Annotated in this window: 12 protein-coding genes and 2 rRNA genes (1 of these 14 running past the window's edge); 2 read left to right on the top strand and 12 right to left on the bottom strand. The window is 58.5% G+C overall.

Going from position 1 to position 21,310, the window contains the following annotated elements; all coding sequences use genetic code 11:
- Window positions 1–7: 7 nt before the first annotated feature.
- Window positions 8–1,255 carry a glycosyltransferase family protein gene (locus ACA071_RS03750; protein WP_497643190.1) on the bottom strand — a complete coding sequence of 416 codons (1,248 nt, stop codon included), beginning with the start codon at window positions 1,253–1,255 and terminating at the stop codon, window positions 8–10.
- Window positions 1,252–2,223 (bottom strand): acyltransferase, encoded by a 972-nt coding sequence (locus tag ACA071_RS03745; protein WP_497643189.1) that lies wholly within the window; start codon window positions 2,221–2,223, stop codon window positions 1,252–1,254. The genes ACA071_RS03750 and ACA071_RS03745 overlap by 4 nt, the downstream gene beginning before the upstream one ends.
- 569 nt (window positions 2,224–2,792) lie before the next feature.
- On the opposite strand from ACA071_RS03745, the gene ACA071_RS03740 reads away from it, so the two are divergent.
- Window positions 2,793–3,137: a cupin domain-containing protein gene (locus ACA071_RS03740; protein ID WP_497643187.1), complete on the top strand. Its 345-nt coding sequence runs from the start codon at window positions 2,793–2,795 to the stop codon at window positions 3,135–3,137.
- 139 nt (window positions 3,138–3,276) lie between these two features.
- On the opposite strand, the gene mmsB is transcribed toward ACA071_RS03740, so the two are convergent.
- Both mmsB and ACA071_RS03730 read right to left on the bottom strand, forming a co-directional pair.
- Window positions 3,277–4,164, bottom strand: coding sequence for a 3-hydroxyisobutyrate dehydrogenase (gene mmsB, locus ACA071_RS03735; protein WP_497643186.1), 888 nt, complete (start codon window positions 4,162–4,164; stop codon window positions 3,277–3,279).
- 10 nt (window positions 4,165–4,174) lie between these two features.
- Window positions 4,175–5,701 carry a CoA-acylating methylmalonate-semialdehyde dehydrogenase gene (locus tag ACA071_RS03730; protein ID WP_133838423.1) on the bottom strand — a complete coding sequence of 509 codons (1,527 nt, stop codon included), beginning with the start codon at window positions 5,699–5,701 and terminating at the stop codon, window positions 4,175–4,177.
- 149 nt (window positions 5,702–5,850) lie between these two features.
- Between ACA071_RS03730 and ACA071_RS03725 the strand changes: the two genes are divergently transcribed.
- Window positions 5,851–6,798, top strand: coding sequence for a LysR family transcriptional regulator (locus ACA071_RS03725; protein ID WP_497643184.1), 948 nt, complete (start codon window positions 5,851–5,853; stop codon window positions 6,796–6,798).
- Here ACA071_RS03725 and yfiB read toward each other — a convergent pair.
- From yfiB to ACA071_RS03685, 8 genes are all read right to left on the bottom strand, one after another.
- Window positions 6,795–7,298: an outer membrane lipoprotein YfiB gene (yfiB, locus tag ACA071_RS03720; protein WP_497643183.1), complete on the bottom strand. Its 504-nt coding sequence runs from the start codon at window positions 7,296–7,298 to the stop codon at window positions 6,795–6,797. The two genes, ACA071_RS03725 and yfiB, sit on opposite strands and share 4 nt — an antisense overlap.
- 5 nt (window positions 7,299–7,303) lie before the next feature.
- Entirely contained in the window at window positions 7,304–8,572 is a 1,269-nt protein-coding gene (dgcN, locus tag ACA071_RS03715) for a diguanylate cyclase DgcN/YfiN (protein ID WP_497643182.1), read from the bottom strand.
- Window positions 8,569–9,144 carry a regulatory sequestration protein YfiR gene (gene yfiR / locus ACA071_RS03710; protein ID WP_497643181.1) on the bottom strand — a complete coding sequence of 192 codons (576 nt, stop codon included), beginning with the start codon at window positions 9,142–9,144 and terminating at the stop codon, window positions 8,569–8,571. Before yfiR ends, dgcN begins: the two co-directional genes overlap by 4 nt.
- Before the next feature lie 120 nt (window positions 9,145–9,264).
- On the bottom strand, window positions 9,265–11,373 hold the full coding sequence (gene recD / locus ACA071_RS03705) for an exodeoxyribonuclease V subunit alpha (RefSeq protein ID WP_497643180.1): 2,109 nt from the start codon (window positions 11,371–11,373) through the stop codon (window positions 9,265–9,267).
- Window positions 11,370–15,059 (bottom strand): exodeoxyribonuclease V subunit beta, encoded by a 3,690-nt coding sequence (gene recB / locus ACA071_RS03700; RefSeq protein WP_497643179.1) that lies wholly within the window; start codon window positions 15,057–15,059, stop codon window positions 11,370–11,372. Before recB ends, recD begins: the two co-directional genes overlap by 4 nt.
- Entirely contained in the window at window positions 15,056–18,508 is a 3,453-nt protein-coding gene (gene recC / locus ACA071_RS03695; RefSeq protein WP_497643178.1) for an exodeoxyribonuclease V subunit gamma, read from the bottom strand. Before recC ends, recB begins: the two co-directional genes overlap by 4 nt.
- Window positions 18,509–18,664: 156 nt before the next feature.
- Window positions 18,665–18,780, bottom strand: a 5S ribosomal RNA gene (rrf, locus tag ACA071_RS03690).
- A gap of 157 nt (window positions 18,781–18,937) precedes the next feature.
- Window positions 18,938–21,310: ribosomal RNA gene (locus ACA071_RS03685) — 23S ribosomal RNA — on the bottom strand (it continues 519 nt past the right edge of the window).

Genomic DNA, 21,310 nt, shown 5'->3' with positions numbered 1-21,310 from the left:
CTTGAGGTTAAGCGGCCTGGCTTTCGGTCAGCGGCATCACGACGCCCTGGCACAACTCGATAATACGGCTGGCGGCGCGCGCGGCGCCTTCACCATCCGGAGCGGCGACTTGCTGATGCGGGGCGAAATAGTTCAGGGCCTGGGCGTCTTTATCGAGCTCGGCCTGGACCAATTCAACGATGCGGTGCTGGTCGTGGCCCAGGTGCGTCGCAAAACCGAGCATCTCCAGACGACGCAAGGCTTCGAGTTCGTGGTATTCCGATTTGGACGGCAACACAAACAAGGTCGGAATCTTTAACGCGGCAATTTCTGTCACGGTGATCCAGCCCGGCGCCGAAATCAGCAGGCTGGCCTCATGCAGCAAACCCATCCAGTCCGGGTAGTACGGCACACAAATCACGCTGTCCTGGGCCGCGATGTCCTGACGTCCCAGCAACACCATTTTCAGCTCGGGATTGCGTTCGCGCAGGGTCTTGAAACTGTCCAGGTAGGCGGCGAGCAGCGCATCCTTGTTTTGCGAGAACATCGTCGTGCCGCTGATGGACGCGACGATAAACGGCGAATCGCCGATGTTCAGTTCGGCGCGTACATCCAGGCCGCTTTGCACGTACTCGCGAATCATCGGCCCGACAAAGTGAGCCTTGCCGCTGCTTAGGGCTTCGGCGACCGGCGTGCCCTGATCAAGCGCCGCCACATAAGGTTTATCGGTCAAGACCAATTGGCTTTGATTGATCATCCAGCTGAACTGGCTGTGCAGTGCGGTGCGAGCCCGGGCCATTTCAAGCGCATTGACCTCGAAGCCACCGTCGGCCAGGTCATGGTCTTCCAGTTGGCAGAGGGTGAAGTCATAGCGCTCGGTGACAAACACCAGCGGCGTGCCGCTGAAAATGGCAGCCAGGCAGGCGGCCATGTTGTAGTCCGATACCAGTACCGAAGGTTTGTACTCGGCGATCAGCGCCAGGTAAGACAGAATTCGCTCGCCGGACAAGAACGTATTGGCGATATAACCGCCAATGTAATTGGCCCAGTCCAGTTCTTTCGACAAGTTGCTCTTTTTCGAGTAATCGACCAACCGGCCGGCAATATCCACAACCTCGACACCGGCCTTTTCAAACAACGGTGTAAACGTCGGCTGCAAGGAAGCCAGCGCAACAGTCAGCGGCATGTCCGGGGTTTGCTTTTTTATCGCCTGAGCGATGGACAGTGCACGCATGTTATGGCCGGAACCGGTTGGATTAGGGGCAAATAAAATCATTCTTGAATCTCCATTAGTTGAACAACGCCATGAACCACAGTGTTTTCCAATACATCCCTTATAACCACTGAATAGGGCTTTATAACCGCACCTTCACCAATATTCAGCGGACCTACCAAGATGGCACCTTCGCCAATAATGCAACGACTTCCAATTCTTACCGGAGCTTCCTCCCAAGGCAGTGAACGAAACGAATAATCATGAGTTGAAGCGACAATCGTCACCCCGGCACCGACCTCGGTGAAGTCGCCGATCGTGACGCCACCGGCAGCTTCGATCACCACGCCTTCACCCAGCGTGGCACCGGTGCCCAACTCAATACCGCCCTGTTGGGACATGCCGCCCTGACGTTGACTGCGCCCGATAAGGATGCAGTCGCGGGCGATTTCCACCGACGCACCGCCACGCAATTCGGCGTCAATCAATGCGTCTTCGCTGATGTCCCAGGTGATGGTGTCCGGATTCAACGCCTTGAGTCGGGCCACGGACAGCGACGCTTTGTCGATCAGCGAGGGCAAGCCCTGACGGGCTCTATCCCGCACTTTGGCCAGCACATGAGCCGGGCTCGGCGTGCCGTCCTCGATCACTTTGCGATAGCCGATCACCCGTGCCGGGCGGCCCACGGCAATGGCGTCCGGCGCAATATCCGAGGTCACCAGAGCACCCGCCGCAATCACGGCCCCGGCACCGATGGTGACGCCGGAACTCACCGTGACCTTGGCGCCGAGCCAGGCATTTTCGCCGACCAGAACCGGGGACTCCGAGGTGCCCAGGCACTGCACACCGGTCGCCAGCATGCTCGACTTGCCGATGCTGACATGCCGCAAATCCGACTTGAACCCGACAAAAATGTCATCGCCCAATTCCGCACTTTCCAGGCGGCAGGCCGCCCGAATCCAGACATGTCGACCCAAGTCGCTGGCGGAATCAATCGTCGTTAAAACTTCGATCAGATTAATATCGTCCACAATAAAGCCTCATTCCATTGATGCCGGGAACATAGTAAATTCGGCGCGCACAAAACCCCGCTGACGGAGTCAGCCTATGCGCAACTGTTAACTAGTTAGTGATTAATCAAACTTCTCTAAGCACGCATGACGTTGCGTCTGCGCCGCTTTATTAACTGACTGTTCCATTCACTGATCGCTTTCCATAAACGACAGATAAATGTCCACGCTTGTACCAGGGGCCAAGTCAGAAATTAACGAGAGCTTGCTGAATTAAGTCGGTCCGTGACTGCGATGTAACTCCATTGAAGGGGAATGTCCTTTAGTACGAATGTTATAGTACAGACGATTTTGTTTTGCAATAGGTGTCCGACTGGTTATCTCGTATGAGTCTAAAAAAATATTGAACTTTTACGGTGCATTGCTGTAGTAACTCCGTCATATATGCACAAAACTGGTGCAACTGGCTGTTCCTGCGGTATTGAATGTACCCAGCGCTAACAGGTAACTGGATGTCGACGCCAGACATCCGGCCGCTGCCGCCGAACGATAGGGTGGTTGTTCAAACCTGCCATTCGCCTGGAGCTGTCATGTCTGCACCTATCACCGTCCTTCGCGATACCCACCCTTTGCCAATCCTCGACGCCTGCAAATGGGAAAAACTCGAAGGCGACCCGCACACCGTCAACCTCAACGCCTACACCAGCGATGACGGCAGCAAGATCATGGGCACCTGGATCTGCACGCCGGGCAAGTGGTATGTGGAATACGTGAAGTGGGAATACTGCGATTTCCGCGAGGGCTACTGCATCATCACCCCTGAGGGGAAGGAGCCGATCCACCTGCGCGCCGGGGATATCTTCGTCATCGAGCCGGGGATGAAAGGCACGTGGGAAGTGGTGGAGACAGTGCGTAAGTATTTTGTGTTTGCCTGATAAAGCAAAAGATCGCAGCCTTCGGCAGCTCCTACAGGGTGTTCACATTCCCATGTAGGAGCTGCCGAAGGCTGCGATCTTTTCTTTTCAGCAAATAAAAAACCGGGGATCTGCCCGACGCAGCCCCCGGAAAAACCTCTTATTGAGGTTTGCGATAGCTATTGATGATCGCCGAGAAGTCCTTGCCGCCTTCCCCACGCTGGCTCATCGCCTGATACAACTGCTGGGCCACCGCGCCGAGCACCACCGGTTGGTGCGCCTGACGAGCCGCTTCCGTTGCCAGCCCAAGATCCTTGAGCATCAGCTCGGCGCCGAAACCGCCGGTATAGCCGCGCGAGGCCGGCGCCGTTTCGACGATGCCCGGCCATGGGTTGTACATTTCCGAACTCCAGCAACGCCCGGTCGAGCTGTTGATGATCCCGGCCAACACGCCCGTGTCGATCCCCAACGCATCACCCAACGCCATGGCTTCGCTGACGCCAACCATCGAAATCGCCAACAACAGGTTGTTGCAGATCTTGGCGATTTGCCCGGTGCCGACTTCGCCGCAATGCACGATGTTGCGACCCATCTGCGCCAACACCGGTTGCAGGGTAGCAAACAGCTCTGGCGTGGCGCCGACCATAAAGGTCAACGTCCCTGCCGTCGCACCGCCTGTACCGCCGGATACCGGTGCATCAGCCACGGCCACGCCTTGTTTGGCGGCGGCCGCAGCGACATCACGCGCAGTCTGTGGATCAATGGTGCTGCAATCCACCGCAGGCACGCCTTTGCCGATACCGGCGAGCACGCCGTCCTCACCGAGCCAGACGCTGCGCACATGCACCGCCGCTGGCAGCATGGTGATCACCAGCTCTGCACCTTGCGCCGCTTCCCGAGCCGAAGCGCAAATGCTGCCGCCCAGTTGCTCCAGCTCGGCCAGCACGGTTGTGTTCAGATCGACCAGGTTCAGCGAATGGCCAGCCTTGATCAGGTTGCGCGCCATCGGCGCGCCCATGTTGCCGAGACCGATAAAAGCGATTTTCATGCCTGGCTCCTTAACGCAAGTTGATGGTGGTGTTCACACCGTCGTTGACGCTGTCGTCATCGAACCAGCGACTGGTGACAGTCTTGGTCTGAGTGTAGAACTGCACCACTTGCTTGCCATACGGGCCGAGGTCGCCGAGTTTCGAGCCACGGGAACCGGTGAAGCTGAAGAACGGGACCGGCACCGGAATCGGGATGTTGATACCGACCTGGCCAACATCGATTTCATTCTGGAATTTACGCGCCGCCGCACCGCTCTGGGTGAACAGGCCCGTGCCGTTGCCGAACGGGTTGGCGTTGACCAGGGCAATCGCCTGATCGAGGGTGTCGACTTCCAGCACCACCAGCACCGGGCCGAAGATTTCCTGGGTGTAGATCTGCATCTCGGTGGTCACACCGGAGAACAGGGTCGGGCCGACAAAGTTGCCCTTCTCGAAACCCGGAACGCTGATCTCGCGACCATCGAGTTCCAGCTTGGCGCCTTCCTTGATGCCGCTTTCGATCAGATCGAGAATCCGCGCCTTGGCCTTTTTGGAAATTACCGGACCAACGTCAGTGCCCGCCTCGCTGCCGGCGTTCACTTTGAGTTTCTGCGCCAGGGCCTTGAGGTCCGGCAGCCATTGCTTGGACGCACCCACCAACACCACCACCGACGTCGCCATGCAACGCTGACCGGCCGCACCGAAACCGGCGCCGACCAAGGCGTTGAGGGTTTGCTCACGATTGGCATCCGGCAGCACCACGGCGTGGTTCTTGGCGCCCATCATCGATTGGACGCGTTTGCCGTGTTTGCCTGCCAGGTCGTAGACGTGAGTGCCGACGGCGGTCGAACCGACGAAGGAAACTGCCTTGATGTCTTTGTGCGTGCACAGTGCATCAACCACGTCCTTGCCGCCGTGAACCACGTTAAGCACGCCCGCCGGAACGCCGGCCTCAATCGCCAGTTCCACCAGCAGCATGGTCGACAGCGGATCCTGTTCGGACGGCTTGAGCACGAAGGTGTTGCCGCAGGCGATGGCCATCGGGAACATCCACAGCGGAATCATCGCCGGGAAGTTGAACGGGGTGATGCCGGCGCAGACACCGATCGGCTGACGCAGCGTGTAAGTGTCCACACCGCCAGCGACGTTCTCGGCGAACTCACCCATCTGCAGCGTGCCGATGGAGCAAGCGTGCTCGACCACTTCCAGGCCACGGAAAATATCGCCTTCAGCGTCGGCAATGGTTTTGCCTTGCTCGGCGCTCAGGACCACGGCGATGCGTTTAGAGTGTTCGCGAATCAGCGCCTGGAGCTTGAGCATGATGCGCATCCGCGCGCCGATCGGCGTCAGCTTCCAGGTCTGGAAGGCGCGATGGGCGGCACTGATGGCGGCGTCGACTTCTTGCGCGGTCGCAAAGGGAACCTTGGCCAGCACTTGCTGGGTCGCCGGGTTGACGATGTCGTGCCATTCGGTGGTCTGGGACTCGACCCACTCGCCGTTGATCAACAGCTTGACGGTCTGGACGGTGGTTTCGTTGGGCGTGAGCGATGCGTTCATGCTGGTCTCCAGTACTTATTGTTATGCAGGGAGCCAAGGCGGATAAGTCGCCTTGAGATGAGGCGTGTGTCGCGAATTGGTTGTCGGACTGTTTTTGGAGTATAGATGTGCAAACTTCTAATAAGAACGCACATAAAAGCCGGTCCAACATGCAAAAAAACATCACGTCTTTAGGTTCGCTGAACTGGGACGACCTCAAGTTTTTCCTCGAAGTCGCCCGCACCCGCAAGGCCAGCACCGCGGCCAAGCGCCTGGCGGTGGACTACACCACCGTGTCGCGGCGCATCAGTTCGCTGGAAGCGGCATTGGGCACGTTGCTGTTCGAGAAATCCCGGACCAGCGGTTTCGTCTTGACCGCCGAAGGCCAGCGTTTGCTCGGTTACGCGGAGTCGATTGAAAGCACGCTGCACATGGCCTGCGAGCAGGTTTCCGGCTCCGGCGTGGCGCTGTCCGGGCATGTGCGCATGGGCTGCACCGAAGGCTTCGGCAGTTTTTTCATCACCCCGCAGCTGAGCCACTTCGTTGATGCCTACCCGGCAATCTCGGTAGACATCCTGCCGCTGCCGCACTTCATCAGCCTGTCCAAGCGCGAGGCGGATATCGTCATCGCCCTGGAACGCCCGGAACACGGGCCGTACGTCTGCTGCAAACTCTGCGACTACAAACTGCAGCTGTACGCGACCCAGGACTATCTGGACAAGCACCCACCGATCCGCCGCCCGGCAGACTTGGCTAAACATTCATTCATTAGTTATGTCGATGACCTGGCGTTCAGCTCGGAGCTGCTGTACCTGGCGAACGTATTGCCCGGTGCCAGCGCCAATTTGCGCAGTACCAGCGTGATCGCGCAGTTCGTCGCGGCGCAGCAGGGGCGGTCGCTGGCGATCCTGCCGTGCTTCCTGGCAGCGCAGGATCCGCGTTTGTTGCCTGTGTTGCCGGCCGAGATAAACATCACCCGGCAGTTCTGGATGTACTGCCGGGAGGATCTGCGCAAGCTCAAGCGGATTACCCTGTTGTGGGATTACATCCGCGAAGTGACCGAGCAGAATCAGAGCCTGTTGATGGGGGAAAGTCGGGAGATGTTGTTCGCCGATTAGTCGGCGATCACCACAATCGACACCCGGCGATTCTCGGTGCGCCCGGCCGGTGTGTCGTTGGAAGCCACCGGCTCGCTGCTGCCGAGGCCCTGAAGCTTTATGTTTTCCTCTTTCATCCCGACCGCGGTCAGTACCTTGCCAACGCTTTTCGCCCGACGCAGGGACAGTTGTTGGTTGTAGGACTCCTTACCCGAACCATCGGTGTGACCATCAACTCGCACCCGCTCGATCCCGACACCCGTCAAGGCCTTGCCGATGCGCTGGACGATCTCGGTGCTTTGCGCATTCAGGCTTTCGACATCGCTGCCAAACAACACTTTCCCGGACAAACCAAAGGCCCAGCCCTCGTCGGTCAACTCGAAACCTTGTTGCTTGAGCACGGTGATCTGCGCCGGGGTCAGACCTTTTTGCGGCACGGTCTGGCACCCGGTCAATGCCAATAAAGCCATGAACAGGGTAACGGTGAAAAATCGCAGGGAACGTTGGGGGATTGAGAACACAGAAATTAGCTCCTGGTTTGAATGTGGGCGACCGGGTGCTCCGACCCGGCCGTGTGCTGTGCGCCTCGGGACAGGCGCTTGGCTTGGTACATCGCCGCGTCGGCGGCGTTGAGCAGTGCGCCGGGAGTGGCGCCATGATCGGGATAGACGGCGATGCCGATACTGAGTGATGTCAATACCGTCGTGTTGCCCGGCAATGTGATCGGCACTTCCATGCTGGCAATGATTTTGTCGGCAATCCGCTCGGCGTCTTCGGTCTTGTGCAGCGGCGTCAGCAGGACAGCAAACTCATCGCCGCCCAGGCGCGCCACCAGATCCTCTTCGCGCAACTGCGCACGAACCCGTGTCGCCACCGCCACCAGCACCGCATCGCCTGCGGCATGACCGAAGTTGTCGTTGATTTCCTTGAACCGGTCGCTGTCGAGAAACAACACCGCCACTCGCTCGTTGAGCTTGTGGGCATTGCGCAGCGCGCGAATCAGTCGACCTTCGAAAAACGCCCGATTCGGCAACCCGGTAAGGCTGTCATGGCTCGCCTGGTGGGCCAGGGTTTCGTTCTCGCTTTGCAGGTGGGTTTGCCAGGATTCGAGTTCATCGAGCAAGGCATTGAAGTCGTTGCCCAGGTTGTCCAGTTCGGCGATATCAGCGGGTGGCACGCGCTGGTCGAAGGATCGCTCGCTGCGGGCGGCGTGAGCCACGAACGCCAGACTTTGCAATGGACCGGTGATTCCACGAAGCTGCCGGCGCGCCAAATAGAGCGCGACCCAAGCACTGACGGCCACACACACCACGATCCCCATCAGACCGCTGAGCAGGAAGCGCATCAGGCTGCCACCATGACCGGTGAGCTGGATGCTGCCGATCTCCTGGCCCTGATGGAGAATTGGCATGCTGATGGGTTTTTCCAAGAAGGCCTTGGCGATCTGCATTTCGAGCTCGGAGAACAACCCGGTTTCCGGTCGCTGCCAACGGGCGAGCAATACCCCCTGCTCGTCGAGGACCTGGGCATCGGCGACTTCTTCGGTGGATGCGATCAAGGCCAACGCTTCGGTGGCGGCAGCCTTGTCGTTGAACACCACCGCGGCTTCCACGGTGTAGTTGATCGAGCGCGCGATCAGGTGCAGGTTGTGGTCGGCATACACCCGCAACGCGAGAACCCCGAGCAAGGTCAGCGACACGCTGGCCATGGCCACGCCCACCAGTGCGACGATCAAATGACCGCGACCGATAACCGAATGCAATGTGGGGCGATTACTCGATTTGAATAGACTCATGGTGCCGCCGGCTTGCGGCGCGACAGTTGCAGCACGCTGGGGTGAATGCGCACGCCACTGCGGGCGACGGAGTCGAGATTGACCTCGAACGACACTTGATCGTCGCTGACCCGCAGGCAGAAAAGGCTGCCAACGGTGCACTGATCGCTGCCTTCGCTGATGCTCAATACGGGTTGGCCGATCAACGAGGCAAACAAGCGGCCGCGCTCATCGGCGGTCAACTTGCCGATGTAGACCGCATCGCACTCACCGGCAATCGTCGGGTTGTCAGCCAGCAGTCTCCGTACGGTGACAGGACGGCCGGTGGCCTGGGTAGAACCCTTGACCAAATCGTCGGTGTATTCAGTCGGTCCGACCACACACAGGCGCAACTGCGCAGGCTCCACTGGCCAGCGGGCATAACTGAGGATCCCGAGCACCACCTGGGTAACCGCTTTGGCCCGTTGATCGGCCATGCCAACGGCGGTTTCAGGTTGAGCGAACGCGATGCCGGTCAGCAAACAGAGCAGGCCGACAAGCAATATTCGCTTGCAGCCAGTAACGCTCTCTGTCGCCCGGACAGCCAACTTCATGCAGGGATTCTCTTCGATCTTAACGGAATGATGCCGCAACGATAGCACAGCGCCGAACCCCCAGCGAGGCCGCGGAACAGGGCACTTCGGACAGATTTACGTCGTCAACCGATTGGCATTTTAAGGGCTAAACTCAACACCCTCCTCCAGCTCCAGCATCAACCCGCTCAAGCGCTTCACTTTGCGTTGCACCGCCTCTTCGAACACGCCGGCACGGGGCTCGATCAGGGTGAACCAGTCCTTGGCCCGGGTGATTCCGGTGTAGATCAATTCCTTGGTTAAAACCGGGTTCAGGGCGTCCGGCAGGATCAGCGCCGTGTGGGCAAATTCCGAGCCCTGGGATTTATGCACGGTCATCGCGTAGACCGTCTCGACATCGTTGAGCCGGCTCGGCAGAACAAAACGCACGCCGCCCTGACCGTCGTTGCGCGGGAAGGCGACACGCAACACGTGCTTGCCGGCCTCGGGGCCATCGCGTTCCGGGAGCCTGAGCGCAATACCGATGTCGCCGTTCATCAAACCCAGGCCGTAGTCGTTGCGGGTCATCAACACCGGCCGGCCTTCGTACCACAGCTGATCGCTGTCTATCAGCCGGGCCTTGAGCAAGGCGTCGGTTACTCGCTGATTCAAGCCCTCCACGCCCCACGGCCCTTTGCGTACGGCGCACAACAACTGGAAGGTGTCGAAAGCATTCAGCACCTGTCGCGCCCACTCGGTCCAGCGAGGATCATCGAGGGCACTATCGAGGGGCGGCCGCTGGTTACGCAGCAGACTCAGATAATGCCGATAACCTTGTGGGCCGCCGTTGTGACCGTCGAGCAGTAAACGTTCCAGCGCTTTGTCCTGCTCACCTTTGAGGGGCAGGGAAAACACGTCTTTATAACTACGCTCGGTCAACAACTCGCGAGCTTCTTCGGAGTGTTGTTGATTAACCCAACGGGCCAATTGGCCAATACCGCTGCCCTCGCCGAATCGACGTGAGTGACGCAGCATCACCACTTGCTGGGCCAATGGATGAGTACCCTCAGTATCCTCGTGCAAACCGCTGGCCTGAAGGCTTTCACCGCTGACAGCCTCCAGCCACTGACGGGTCTGCGGACTGTACCAACCGGCCTCGGCGTCGCGGCATAGATCACCGAGCACGGCGCCCGCTTCCACGGAGGCCAACTGATCCTTGTCACCGAGTAGCACTAGACGTGCGTGGGCCGGCAACGCGTCGAGCAGATTGGCCATCATTTCCAGGTCGATCATCGATGCTTCGTCGACCACCAACACATCCAGAGGCAAACGGTTACCGGCGTGGTGGCGAAAATGTCGGGTGCCGGGGCGGCTGCCCAGCAGACGGTGCACGGTGGTGACGTCGGACGGAATCTTTGCCCGCACCGCTTCGGCAACAGTCAGGGTTTGTACTTGCTGGCTGATGGACTCTGTCAGCCTTGCGGCGGCCTTGCCGGTGGGCGCGGCCAGGCGAATACGCAGTGGTTTGCCGGCCTCCACGGCCGGGGCCTGGAGCAGCGCCAACAACCGCACTACCGTGGTGGTCTTGCCCGTACCCGGGCCGCCGGTAACGATGCTGAACGCACTGCGGGTGGCCAGGGCGCAGGCAAGTTTTTGCCAGTCGATCACTTCGTCAGGTTTGGCGGGGCCGAACAAACCGGTCAGGCGTTGGAGCAAATCAGCAGGTGTTACCTCGTGCTCCGACAGGCGTTGGCGCAAAGCATTATCTATGCGTCGCTCGTAAGCCCAATAGCGGCGCAGGTACAGGCGCTTTCCGGACAACACCAGAGGCCGATGCCGCGCGGCCTCACGACCATCGACCGCCAGCGCTACCAGACTGCTGGAGGCCAGCACTTTGCACCAGTGAGCGCCGTCCAGCGCTTCAAGTAACTGCGATGGCAGCAGCATCGCGCCACTTTGCACATCACCTTCTGGTGGCAGTGACAAAGCGAAGTCCGGTGCCTTGAGCGTCTCGAACAGATCCAGGCACACATGACCGTGACCGAGCTGGTGACTGGTCAACGCCGCCGCCAGCAACACCAACGGATCATCATCGGGGGCGAGTTCGTGAAGAAAGGCGACGAATGCCTTGTCCAGCGCACGCAGCCAGCCACGCTCTACCCAACGGGTGAGCAGCAGCAAAAGATCATCAGCGCGAGTCAGCGGCGCCAGGTCCGTCAGGCTTTCAGCCGCCAGAGGCGTGGGCAGCAAATCGGCGAAGGTGCGGCTCATAGCAGTACTCCCTGTTCCCAGGCGGGCTCGGCCTTGGGTTCCGGCTTGCCCTGGAATAGACGATCCAGGCGCTCGATCAACTCCCGTGGCGGACGGGCGAAGTACACGCCTTGGCTAGCCGCTCGCGTGCCGCGCAGGAACAGGTACAGGGCGCCACCGACATGCCGGTCGTAATCGTAGTCAGGCAATCGCGCCTTGAGCTGGCGATGCAATGCCAACAGATACAACACGTATTGCAGGTCGTAGCGGTTATCGAGGATCGACTGCTCCATCGCCTGCTCGGTGTAGGCCAAGTCATCGACCCCGAGCCAGTTGGATTTGTAGTCAGCGACGTAATAGCGGCCGTCGTGCTCGAAGGTCAAGTCGATGAAGCCCTTGAACATACCATTGAGCATCACCGGTTCGGCGGCCACTCGGGCCACGCCGTTGTGGGTGTATTGGCGCACCAGTTCATCGAGTTTGAGCACATCGACCTTATGGCTGGCGAACCAGAACTCCATTTCGACCCGGTATTGGGTCAGTTGCTCGAAGACCACCGGTGGCTGACCGCCGCCGATGTGCAACGGTGATTTGAGCAGGTGCTGCAGCCAGTCGCTCAACGTGATAATCCAGCCTTCCCAGCCGCGTCGATTGCAGCGACGGGCGACGGCGTCTTCCAGCGCTTTCGGCGTTGCGCTGAAGCCTTCGTCACCGGCCCATTCCAGCAAACCATGGAGAAAGGTGCCTGGGTTCGGGCCGCGGGGAAACCGGTGGATATCCGCGCCGCCGGTGACCACTTCCCGTGGTGCTTCAGGGTCGAGACGTTCATCGTCGAAGAGCTTTTGCGCTTGCGGGCTTTCCGGCGCCTCGTCTGTGCCCACGCTCATGCTGTCGCCGATGCGCAAGGCGCTGTAGGAGGCAATCCACCAGTTTTCACTGGCCTTGCGCTTGGGCACCAACGGTGCGAGCAAGGTCGCTTCGTTGCGCGGTGGATGGTAATGCTCGGTGGTTGCTTCAGGCATCTCTGCGTAGCTCAGCGCCGGACAATCCTGTTGCAGATCTTCAAGCCAACGTTTCAGTCCGGCGGACTCGGCCAACATCGCACCGCCGCCCAACAGATAACCCAATGCCGACAAGTGCAGCACCGAGCTGTTGTTATTGCCGCGTTTAAGGTCCGTGACACCGAGCCAGCAGGCATGTTGCGCGCGGGTCAGCGCCACGTAGAGCAAGCGCAAATCCTCGGCTAGCCGCTCATCGTCGGCTTGGGCGATCAACTCGGGCGTCGGCCTCAAGGTCACTTGGGCCTTGCCCGAAGCGTCGTGGTAATGAAGCGGTAAACGACTGCCATCCACCGGTTTCGCCGAACAAATGAATGGCAGAAATACCAACGGGTACTCAAGCCCTTTGGACTTGTGAATGGTCACGACCTTGACCAGTTGTTCGTCGCTTTCCAGACGCAGGATTTGTTCTTCGCCGGCCTGCCCGGACAATGCCAGGTGCTCGGACAAATGCCGGATCAGGGCTTGCTCGCCGTCGAGTTCGGCGGCCGCCTGTTGCAGCAACTCGGACAGGTGCAGCAGGTTGGTCAATACACGCTCGCCATCACTGCGGGTGATCAATGCCTGCGGCAATTGGAAGTCATGCAGCAATCGCCGGAGCATCGGCAGCACGCCGTGTTTGCGCCAGATCTCGCGGTACTTGCGGAACTGCATGACCCTAGCTTCCCAGGCCAATTCGTCCTGATTCAGTTGCTCGAGTTCAGCCAGCGAGAGGTTCAGCGTGATGCAGGCCAGTGCGGCACGCAGCGGACGCTCGACATCCGGTTCGGCGCAGGCCTTGAGCCAGGTCAGCAGGTCATGCGCTTCCTGGGCGGCAAACACCGAATCCTTGTCCGAGAGATAAACGCTGCGTACACCGCGAGCGGAGAGTTCGCCACGCACGGCCTGGGCCTCTTTGCCGTCACGCACCAGAATTGCGATATCCGCTGGCAGCAGGCCTCTGAAGTCCTTGTCGTCCTGTGTGAACCCGGCCCGGCCTTGTTGCCCGCCATTGAGCAACGCGGTGATTTCACTGGCGCAGGCAGCGGCCAGTTGTTGTCGGTACACCACGCCGGACAGTGGCTGATCGGCGGACAGATGCCAGATGTTCAGGGCCGGAACACTTTGACCATCAACGCTCAGGACCTCTTTGCGCCCCTGGGATTCGACGGGTAGGAACGGTACCGGGTTATCGCCGTTTTTTTCGCGAAAAAGGAATGCACCACGCCCGGTTTCACGAGACTCGGCACGCTCAAAGACATGGTTCACCGCATTGACCATGCCATGGCTGGAACGGAAGTTGGTGCCCAGCGTATGCAAGCGGCCGGTAGTGGCCTGACGGGCGCGCAGGTAGGTGTAGATATCGGCGCCGCGGAAGGCGTAGATCGCCTGCTTCGGGTCACCGATCAGGAACAGACCGCACTCGGGGTTGTTGTCTTCGATGCGATAAATGCTTTCGAAGATGCGGTACTGCACCGGGTCGGTGTCTTGGAATTCGTCGATCAACGCCACCGGGAACTGTTCGCGAATCAGGGTCGCCAGGCGCTCGCCGCCATCGGACTGCAAGGCTGCGTCGAGGCGCAGCAACATGTCGTCGAAACCCATTTCCGCGCGGCGACGTTTTTCCTCTTCGAACCGTGCGCCGACCCATTGAGCCGCGTGTTGCAGAACGGCAGCATCAGGTGTCGGCAAACCATCGAGACGGGTCTTGAGGCCAGGCATCGCCTCCAAACCGGGATGACGGGGTGCTTCACCCTTCCAGGCTTCAGCCATACCATCGGGGGTCAGGCGAGTGAAGCCGGTGCCTATGTCCAGTTGTTCGAGGGCCTCATCTTCAGCCCAGGCCTTGATCTTCTCGAACCACGGTTCGAAGTAGCGCGCCTGCATCTTTCGCCCGTCGACGGTTTTGCTCGCCACGCCCTGGTGACAGATCGCTAGCAATTCGTCTGCCCATTGGCGCCAGGGCATCTTGAGTTCGAGCAATGCTGTGCGTCGTTCGAGCAGGCACTCGGCAATGAGCTCGGCAGGCTCTTTGCCCTCAACACTATCGCGCTCGCTGGCGAATAACCCTCGCACTCGCGGCAACAAAGCCGCAGGACCGCCCCAATTGCCACGAACCCAATTCAGCGCATCGCCTTGCATCGGGTAGCAGAACAGCCGCCAGTAGTCGCGCAGCACTTCGCCCAGCAGGTCGCTGTGATCGGTTTCCAGGGTCTGGGTAAACAGACTGCCACTGTCGAAAGCATGCTCTCGCAGCATGCGCTGACACCAACTGTGGATGGTCGAGACGGCCGCTTCGTCCATCCATTGAGCGGCGATGTCCAGGCGGTTTGCGCAACCGGACCATTGCGGCGGAAGGAATTGGTCTCGCAACTCTGCAATCAGGCCATCGGGTGCAGGGATCTCATCGCGAAAAAACCGTGCAGCTTCAGCCAGGCGTGTACGAATTCGTTCGCGCAGCTCTTTGGTGGCGGCATCGGTGAAGGTTACAACGAGGATTTGCGGCGGCAACAGTTCGCGTCCAAAACCAGTCGACTCGCCGCCATGACCCAGCACCAGACGCAAATAAAGTGCAGAGATGGTGAAGGTCTTGCCGGTCCCCGCACTGGCTTCGATCAACTGACTGCCACGCAGGGGGAAAGCCAGGGCCAACGGCGTCTTGGTGGTCATGAGCGCGCGCCCTCGCTGGTCAGTGAACGCCAAGGGGCTTCAAGCAGTGGCCTGTACAAAGCGTCGCACCAATCGGGGAAGGTCTCGTCGACAATCAGGTCGTCGTAGTCGGCGAATTGCCGGGCGAGTGCCGGGCTTTCGCGTCGCTCGCCATCGGTGGTCTGGCCATCGCCTTCGTAGGCTTTGCGCGCTACGGCTTCAGCTTTGACAGGGTCAGTTTGGCCAAGCCAGGCGAAGGCGGTTTTCACCGCAATCGGCAGCGGTTGGCGCATGCCCGTTTGCCAGGCCAACAGCAAATTACCGAGGATCTGCAACGCAGCCGGCTTCTCCAGCGGTTCCAGCAGTAGAGTGTCATCACTGGCTACCAGCGCTGTGGTCATCGCCAGGCCGCTGGCGCAGGCGACCAGGTGATTGACCCACGGTCGCGTCAGGCGATGCCACTTGCGTGTCCTGATCGAGCCGATGCTGTTGGGAATCGTCGTGACCGACAGCATGCCTCCATCTGCGCGTTGATGCAGGCCACTGAGCCAGCCTTCGAGGCGCAAGTCATGCAACTCCAGATTCACCGGCAAAGCACTGGTCAGGGGCGTCGGCCACAGCGCCAGGAGCTGTTGATAACGTAGCAGCAGATCCGGTAGCGGCTCGATCAACTCGCGTTGAAGGCATTCACCGAAACCGGCCATGGGCAGCAGGCCGCTATTTTGCAGGCGGATGGCCTGAGCCTCCAGCGCCTGGTCGGAGTGATCCAGTTGACTCAGTGCCGCCTCAAGCAAACTGTCGCTGAGGCTGTAACGTTGCAGCGCGTCGAGGACAAAGGGTTCTTCATCGGCCAGAGGGACCTCGGCCGCTTCAAAGAACACCTTGAGTCGCTGACTGAAGAAATGTCGTACGGGATTTCGCAGGAAGTCCTGCAATTGTCCCAGACCCAGTGGTTCGTCCTGAATGTAGGGTTCGAGAACCTCGATATCAGTGGTTTGTTCGTTAGCTTGATGAAGCACCTGCCATTCGCTGGCGTAGCTGAACAACGCATCGCCTTCGTGGAAATAGCGGGCACTGAACGGTTGCAGGGGGTGCTCCTGGGTCATCGCTTCAAGCAGCTCATCGGCGTCATCATGCAGCCGCCAACCGCTCGCGAGGTGATCGCGTAACTGGCCAATCAGTACCGAAGCCGGGCGTTCGCTGTTATCTCGAATGCTGCGGCCAACCCAGCTGATATAGAGTTGATTGCGGGCGGACAGGAGCGCTTCCAGCAGTAGATAACGGTCATCTTCACGCCGGGAACGATCACCGGGGCGGTAGTCACTGCCCATCAAGTCGAAGTCCAGTGGCGGTTGTGCGCGAGGATAATCCCCGTCATTCATCCCCAGCAGGCAAACCAATTTGAACGGGATCGCTCGCATCGGCATCAAGGTACAGAAGTTGACTGCGCCGGCCAGAAAACGCTGGGACAGGCGGCCCTGATCAAGCCCTGCCAGCCACGCCTCGCGCACGACAGTCAGCGGCAAGTCATCCTGCAGCCCCACTGATTCGCAGGTATCGAGCCAGGTTTCGCGCAGCTCTTCGAGTTGAGCCAGCAAATAGTCGTCGTGCTCGTTGCTGGCCTTGAAAAACAGCTGGACCAGCCCTTGCAACCGTACTCCCCACTGTTTTGGCGGAGCCGGTTGCGTGAGCTCTTGGTGCGCGATCTCCAGCGCGTCCAACAGTGCAACCAAAGGACCAATGAGCGCGGCATCCAACCCGCCGATCTCGTCATAGGGCTCGATACCTTCGCAGGCACTGGCGCTGCCGACCGCATAACCGAGCAGCATCCGGCGCAGGCCGAAACGCCAACTGTTTTGCTCCAGTTCTTGCGGCAGACCAAGGGCTGCTCGTTGTTCGGCATTCATTCCCCAACGGATGCCGGCGCCTTCGATCCAGCGGTGCAGGGTTGGCAGGTCGGGCTCTTCCACGCCGAACCGAGCACGGAGTGCGGGTACATCCAGCAGATCAAGGATCTCGCTGACCGGGAAGCGACTGTCCGGCAGCTTGAGCAGGTGTTCGACAGCGATCAGCAGCGGGTCACGGCCGCGCTGGCCCTGATCCGCCAGGGTGAAGGGAATAAAGCGCGGGTCATTGCGCTCCAGCTGGCCAAATACCGCACGAATATGCGGAGCGTAACTGTCGATATCCGGGACCATCACGATCACGTCGCGGGGTCTTAAGTCTGGATCAGCACTGAAGCGTTCGAGCAGTTGATCGTGAAGGATTTCCACTTCCCGCTGGGCGCTATGGGCAATGTGAAAACGGATCGATTTATCGCTCTGCAGGTCGATGGCAGGCCAATGCTCACGGGTCTCGTTTAAAGGACGCAACTCCAGAATGTCGTCCTGCAACTGATTGAGCATATTTTGCGGCTGGCTGTCGCTGAACAGGTCGATGCGACCGTCACGAAATGCCGAGCGATAGCTGCTGGGATCGTCGTAGCTGTCGAGCAGACTGATGTAGTCCCGCCCCTGCTTGCCCCATGCGGCCAATAGGGGATGTGCATGCTGGTGAAGCGTTTGCGGGTCGAGGACAACCGGCATGCCGCTTTTGCGGGCCTGGCGTTTGTATTGATGCCGCAAAAGATCTTTATCGGCGACGATGTCTGCCCAATGGTGACGACATGGGTTGTGAACACAAAGCAGCACCTGGCTGAATCGAGCCAGGCCGGCGAGCGCTTCCAGTGCTTGGGCAGGCAGTGAAGAAATCCCGAAAACGATCACTCGGGACGGTAACCCACTAGGCGCCACGTCAAGACTGTTGATGCGTTCGATAAACCGCTGGTGGACACCGGCGCGGCTTTGCGCCATGCCTTGTTCCCCAACATCCAGTAGCAGCGCACGCCACAGCTCTGCCTGCCAGCAATTGGCCAGGGCCAGGGCATTGGCTTCGCCTCGACCATTTCGTAGTTGGTGCCGGCCTTCAGCCCAATCCTCAAGCCAGTCGGCACGGTACACCTGGTATTGGTCGAACAAATCCGCCAGACGTTCAGACAACTGATAGCGTTTGCGTAAGTCGGTATCGTGGGTAAGGAAACGTTGCAAGGGTTCGAAATGTGGTTGGTCGATTAACTGCGGCAGCAGGCGCATCAGACGCCAGGTCAACGGTGCTTTATCGAGCAGGGATTTGACCGGAATTTCATCACGGCCCAGGACCATCCGGTAGAGCTGCCACATGAAGCTACCCGGCAGCTGAACATCGATTGCAGCCGCGATGCCACAACCACCCATATCGTCGTCTTCAGGGTCTTCGGCCAGTGCGAGCTTCAGCCATTGTGCAATGCCGTTGCTCTGCACCAAGGCTATTTCATTTTCCAAGGGAGCCAATGGGTAGTGCCGCATTACGCTGATCACCAAGCTACGCAGTTCATCCAAACTGTTGCTTTGAACCACCATAAAACCAGCATTGAGGGACGCAGCGTCCGGCATAAAGGCTTCCTTGGGAAAATACAAAAGCTAGGGCCGAACCTTAGCACTGTCGAGAGACTGTGACAGCCGGGAGCCGTCCGAGAATGCTGTACGAACTTTCCTGCGGGCAAAACAAAACCCCTACCTGCATACGCAGATAGGGGTTTCGGAATTTAATCTTGACGATGACCTACTCTCACATGGGGAAACCCCACACTACCATCGGCGATGCATCGTTTCACTGCTGAGTTCGGGATGGGATCAGGTGGTTCCAATGCTCTATGGTCGTCAAGAAATTCGGTAGCCAGGTCGTTCACCTTTCGGTTCACGCTCCAGCGAATGGGTATGTGACAGATTTGTGTGTTTTTTTGCTGCGAACTTTCGGTTCATTGCGTCTTCACACACCGCAATCTGATGCTCTCTCGAGTAGTCAAATTGCTTGGGTGTTATATGGTCAAGCCTCACGGGCAATTAGTATTGGTTAGCTCAACGCCTCACAGCGCTTACACACCCAACCTATCAACGTCGTAGTCTTCGACGGCCCTTCAGGGGACTCAAGGTCCCAGTGAGATCTCATCTTGAGGCTAGTTTCCCGCTTAGATGCTTTCAGCGGTTATCTATTCCGAACATAGCTACCCGGCAATGCCACTGGCGTGACAACCGGAACACCAGAGGTTCGTCCACTCCGGTCCTCTCGTACTAGGAGCAGCCCCTCTCAAATCTCAAACGTCCACGGCAGATAGGGACCGAACTGTCTCACGACGTTCTAAACCCAGCTCGCGTACCACTTTAAATGGCGAACAGCCATACCCTTGGGACCGGCTTCAGCCCCAGGATGTGATGAGCCGACATCGAGGTGCCAAACACCGCCGTCGATATGAACTCTTGGGCGGTATCAGCCTGTTATCCCCGGAGTACCTTTTATCCGTTGAGCGATGGCCCTTCCATACAGAACCACCGGATCACTAAGACCTACTTTCGTACCTGCTCGACGTGTCTGTCTCGCAGTCAAGCGCGCTTTTGCCTTTATACTCTACGACCGATTTCCGACCGGTCTGAGCGCACCTTCGTACTCCTCCGTTACTCTTTAGGAGGAGACCGCCCCAGTCAAACTACCCACCATACACTGTCCTCGATCCGGATAACGGACCTGAGTTAGAACCTCAAAGTTGCCAGGGTGGTATTTCAAGGTTGGCTCCACGCGAACTGGCGTCCACGCTTCAAAGCCTCCCACCTATCCTACACAAGCAAATTCAAAGTCCAGTGCAAAGCTATAGTAAAGGTTCACGGGGTCTTTCCGTCTAGCCGCGGATACACTGCATCTTCACAGCGATTTCAATTTCACTGAGTCTCGGGTGGAGACAGCGCCGCCATCGTTACGCCATTCGTGCAGGTCGGAACTTACCCGACAAGGAATTTCGCTACCTTAGGACCGTTATAGTTACGGCCGCCGTTTACCGGGGCTTCGATCAAGAGCTTCGCGTTAGCTAACCCCATCAATTAACCTTCCGGCACCGGGCAGGCGTCACACCCTATACGTCCACTTTCGTGTTTGCAGAGTGCTGTGTTTTTAATAAACAGTCGCAGCGGCCTGGTATCTTCGACCGGCATGGGCTTACGCAGTAAATGCTTCACCCTCACCGGCGCACCTTCTCCCGAAGTTACGGTGCCATTTTGCCTAGTTCCTTCACCCGAGTTCTCTCAAGCGCCTTGGTATTCTCTACCCAACCACCTGTGTCGGTTTGGGGTACGGTTCCTGGTTACCTGAAGCTTAGAAGCTTTTCTTGGAAGCATGGCATCAACCACTTCGTGTTCTAAAAGAACACTCGTCATCAGCTCTCGGCCTTAGAATCCCGGATTTACCTAAGATTCCAGCCTACCACCTTAAACTTGGACAACCAACGCCAAGCTGGCCTAGCCTTCTCCGTCCCTCCATCGCAATAACCAGAAGTACAGGAATATTAACCTGTTTTCCATCGACTACGCTTTTCAGCCTCGCCTTAGGGACCGACTAACCCTGCGTCGATTAACGTTGCGCAGGAAACCTTGGTCTTTCGGCGTGGGTGTTTTTCACACCCATTGTCGTTACTCATGTCAGCATTCGCACTTCTGATACCTCCAGCAAGCTTCTCAACTCACCTTCACAGGCTTACAGAACGCTCCTCTACCGCATCACCTAAGTGATACCCGTAGCTTCGGTGTATGGTTTGAGCCCCGTTACATCTTCCGCGCAGGCCGACTCGACTAGTGAGCTATTACGCTTTCTTTAAAGGGTGGCTGCTTCTAAGCCAACCTCCTAGCTGTCTAAGCCTTCCCACATCGTTTCCCACTTAACCATAACTTTGGGACCTTAGCTGACGGTCTGGGTTGTTTCCCTTTTCACGACGGACGTTAGCACCCGCCGTGTGTCTCCCATGCTCGGCACTTGTAGGTATTCGGAGTTTGCATCGGTTTGGTAAGTCGGGATGACCCCCTAGCCGAAACAGTGCTCTACCCCCTACAGTGATACATGAGGCGCTACCTAAATAGCTTTCGAGGAGAACCAGCTATCTCCGAGCTTGATTAGCCTTTCACTCCGATCCACAGGTCATCCGCTAACTTTTCAACGGTAGTCGGTTCGGTCCTCCAGTTAGTGTTACCCAACCTTCAACCTGCCCATGGATAGATCGCCCGGTTTCGGGTCTATTCCCAGCGACTAGACGCCCTATTAAGACTCGCTTTCGCTACGCCTCCCCTATTCGGTTAAGCTCGCCACTGAAAATAAGTCGCTGACCCATTATACAAAAGGTACGCAGTCACCCAACAAAGTGGGCTCCCACTGCT

Source organism: Pseudomonas sp. LBUM1646, assembly GCF_059716165.1.
The sequence above is the reverse complement of the archived record's forward strand: the minus strand, read 5'-3'. Positions and strand labels throughout refer to the sequence as shown.

Coding starts and splice junctions, on each gene's coding strand:
- recC (WP_497643178.1), bottom strand. CDS start 18,508: ATGCCGGACGCTGCGTCCCTCAATGCTGGTTTTATGGTGGTTCAAAGC.
- ACA071_RS03740 (WP_497643187.1), top strand. CDS start 2,793: ATGTCTGCACCTATCACCGTCCTTCGCGATACCCACCCTTTGCCAATC.
- ACA071_RS03725 (WP_497643184.1), top strand. CDS start 5,851: ATGCAAAAAAACATCACGTCTTTAGGTTCGCTGAACTGGGACGACCTC.
- recD (WP_497643180.1), bottom strand. CDS start 11,373: ATGAGCCGCACCTTCGCCGATTTGCTGCCCACGCCTCTGGCGGCTGAA.
- yfiR (WP_497643181.1), bottom strand. CDS start 9,144: ATGAAGTTGGCTGTCCGGGCGACAGAGAGCGTTACTGGCTGCAAGCGA.
- ACA071_RS03730 (WP_133838423.1), bottom strand. CDS start 5,701: ATGAACGCATCGCTCACGCCCAACGAAACCACCGTCCAGACCGTCAAG.
- dgcN (WP_497643182.1), bottom strand. CDS start 8,572: ATGAGTCTATTCAAATCGAGTAATCGCCCCACATTGCATTCGGTTATC.
- mmsB (WP_497643186.1), bottom strand. CDS start 4,164: ATGAAAATCGCTTTTATCGGTCTCGGCAACATGGGCGCGCCGATGGCG.
- recB (WP_497643179.1), bottom strand. CDS start 15,059: ATGACCACCAAGACGCCGTTGGCCCTGGCTTTCCCCCTGCGTGGCAGT.
- ACA071_RS03750 (WP_497643190.1), bottom strand. CDS start 1,255: ATGATTTTATTTGCCCCTAATCCAACCGGTTCCGGCCATAACATGCGT.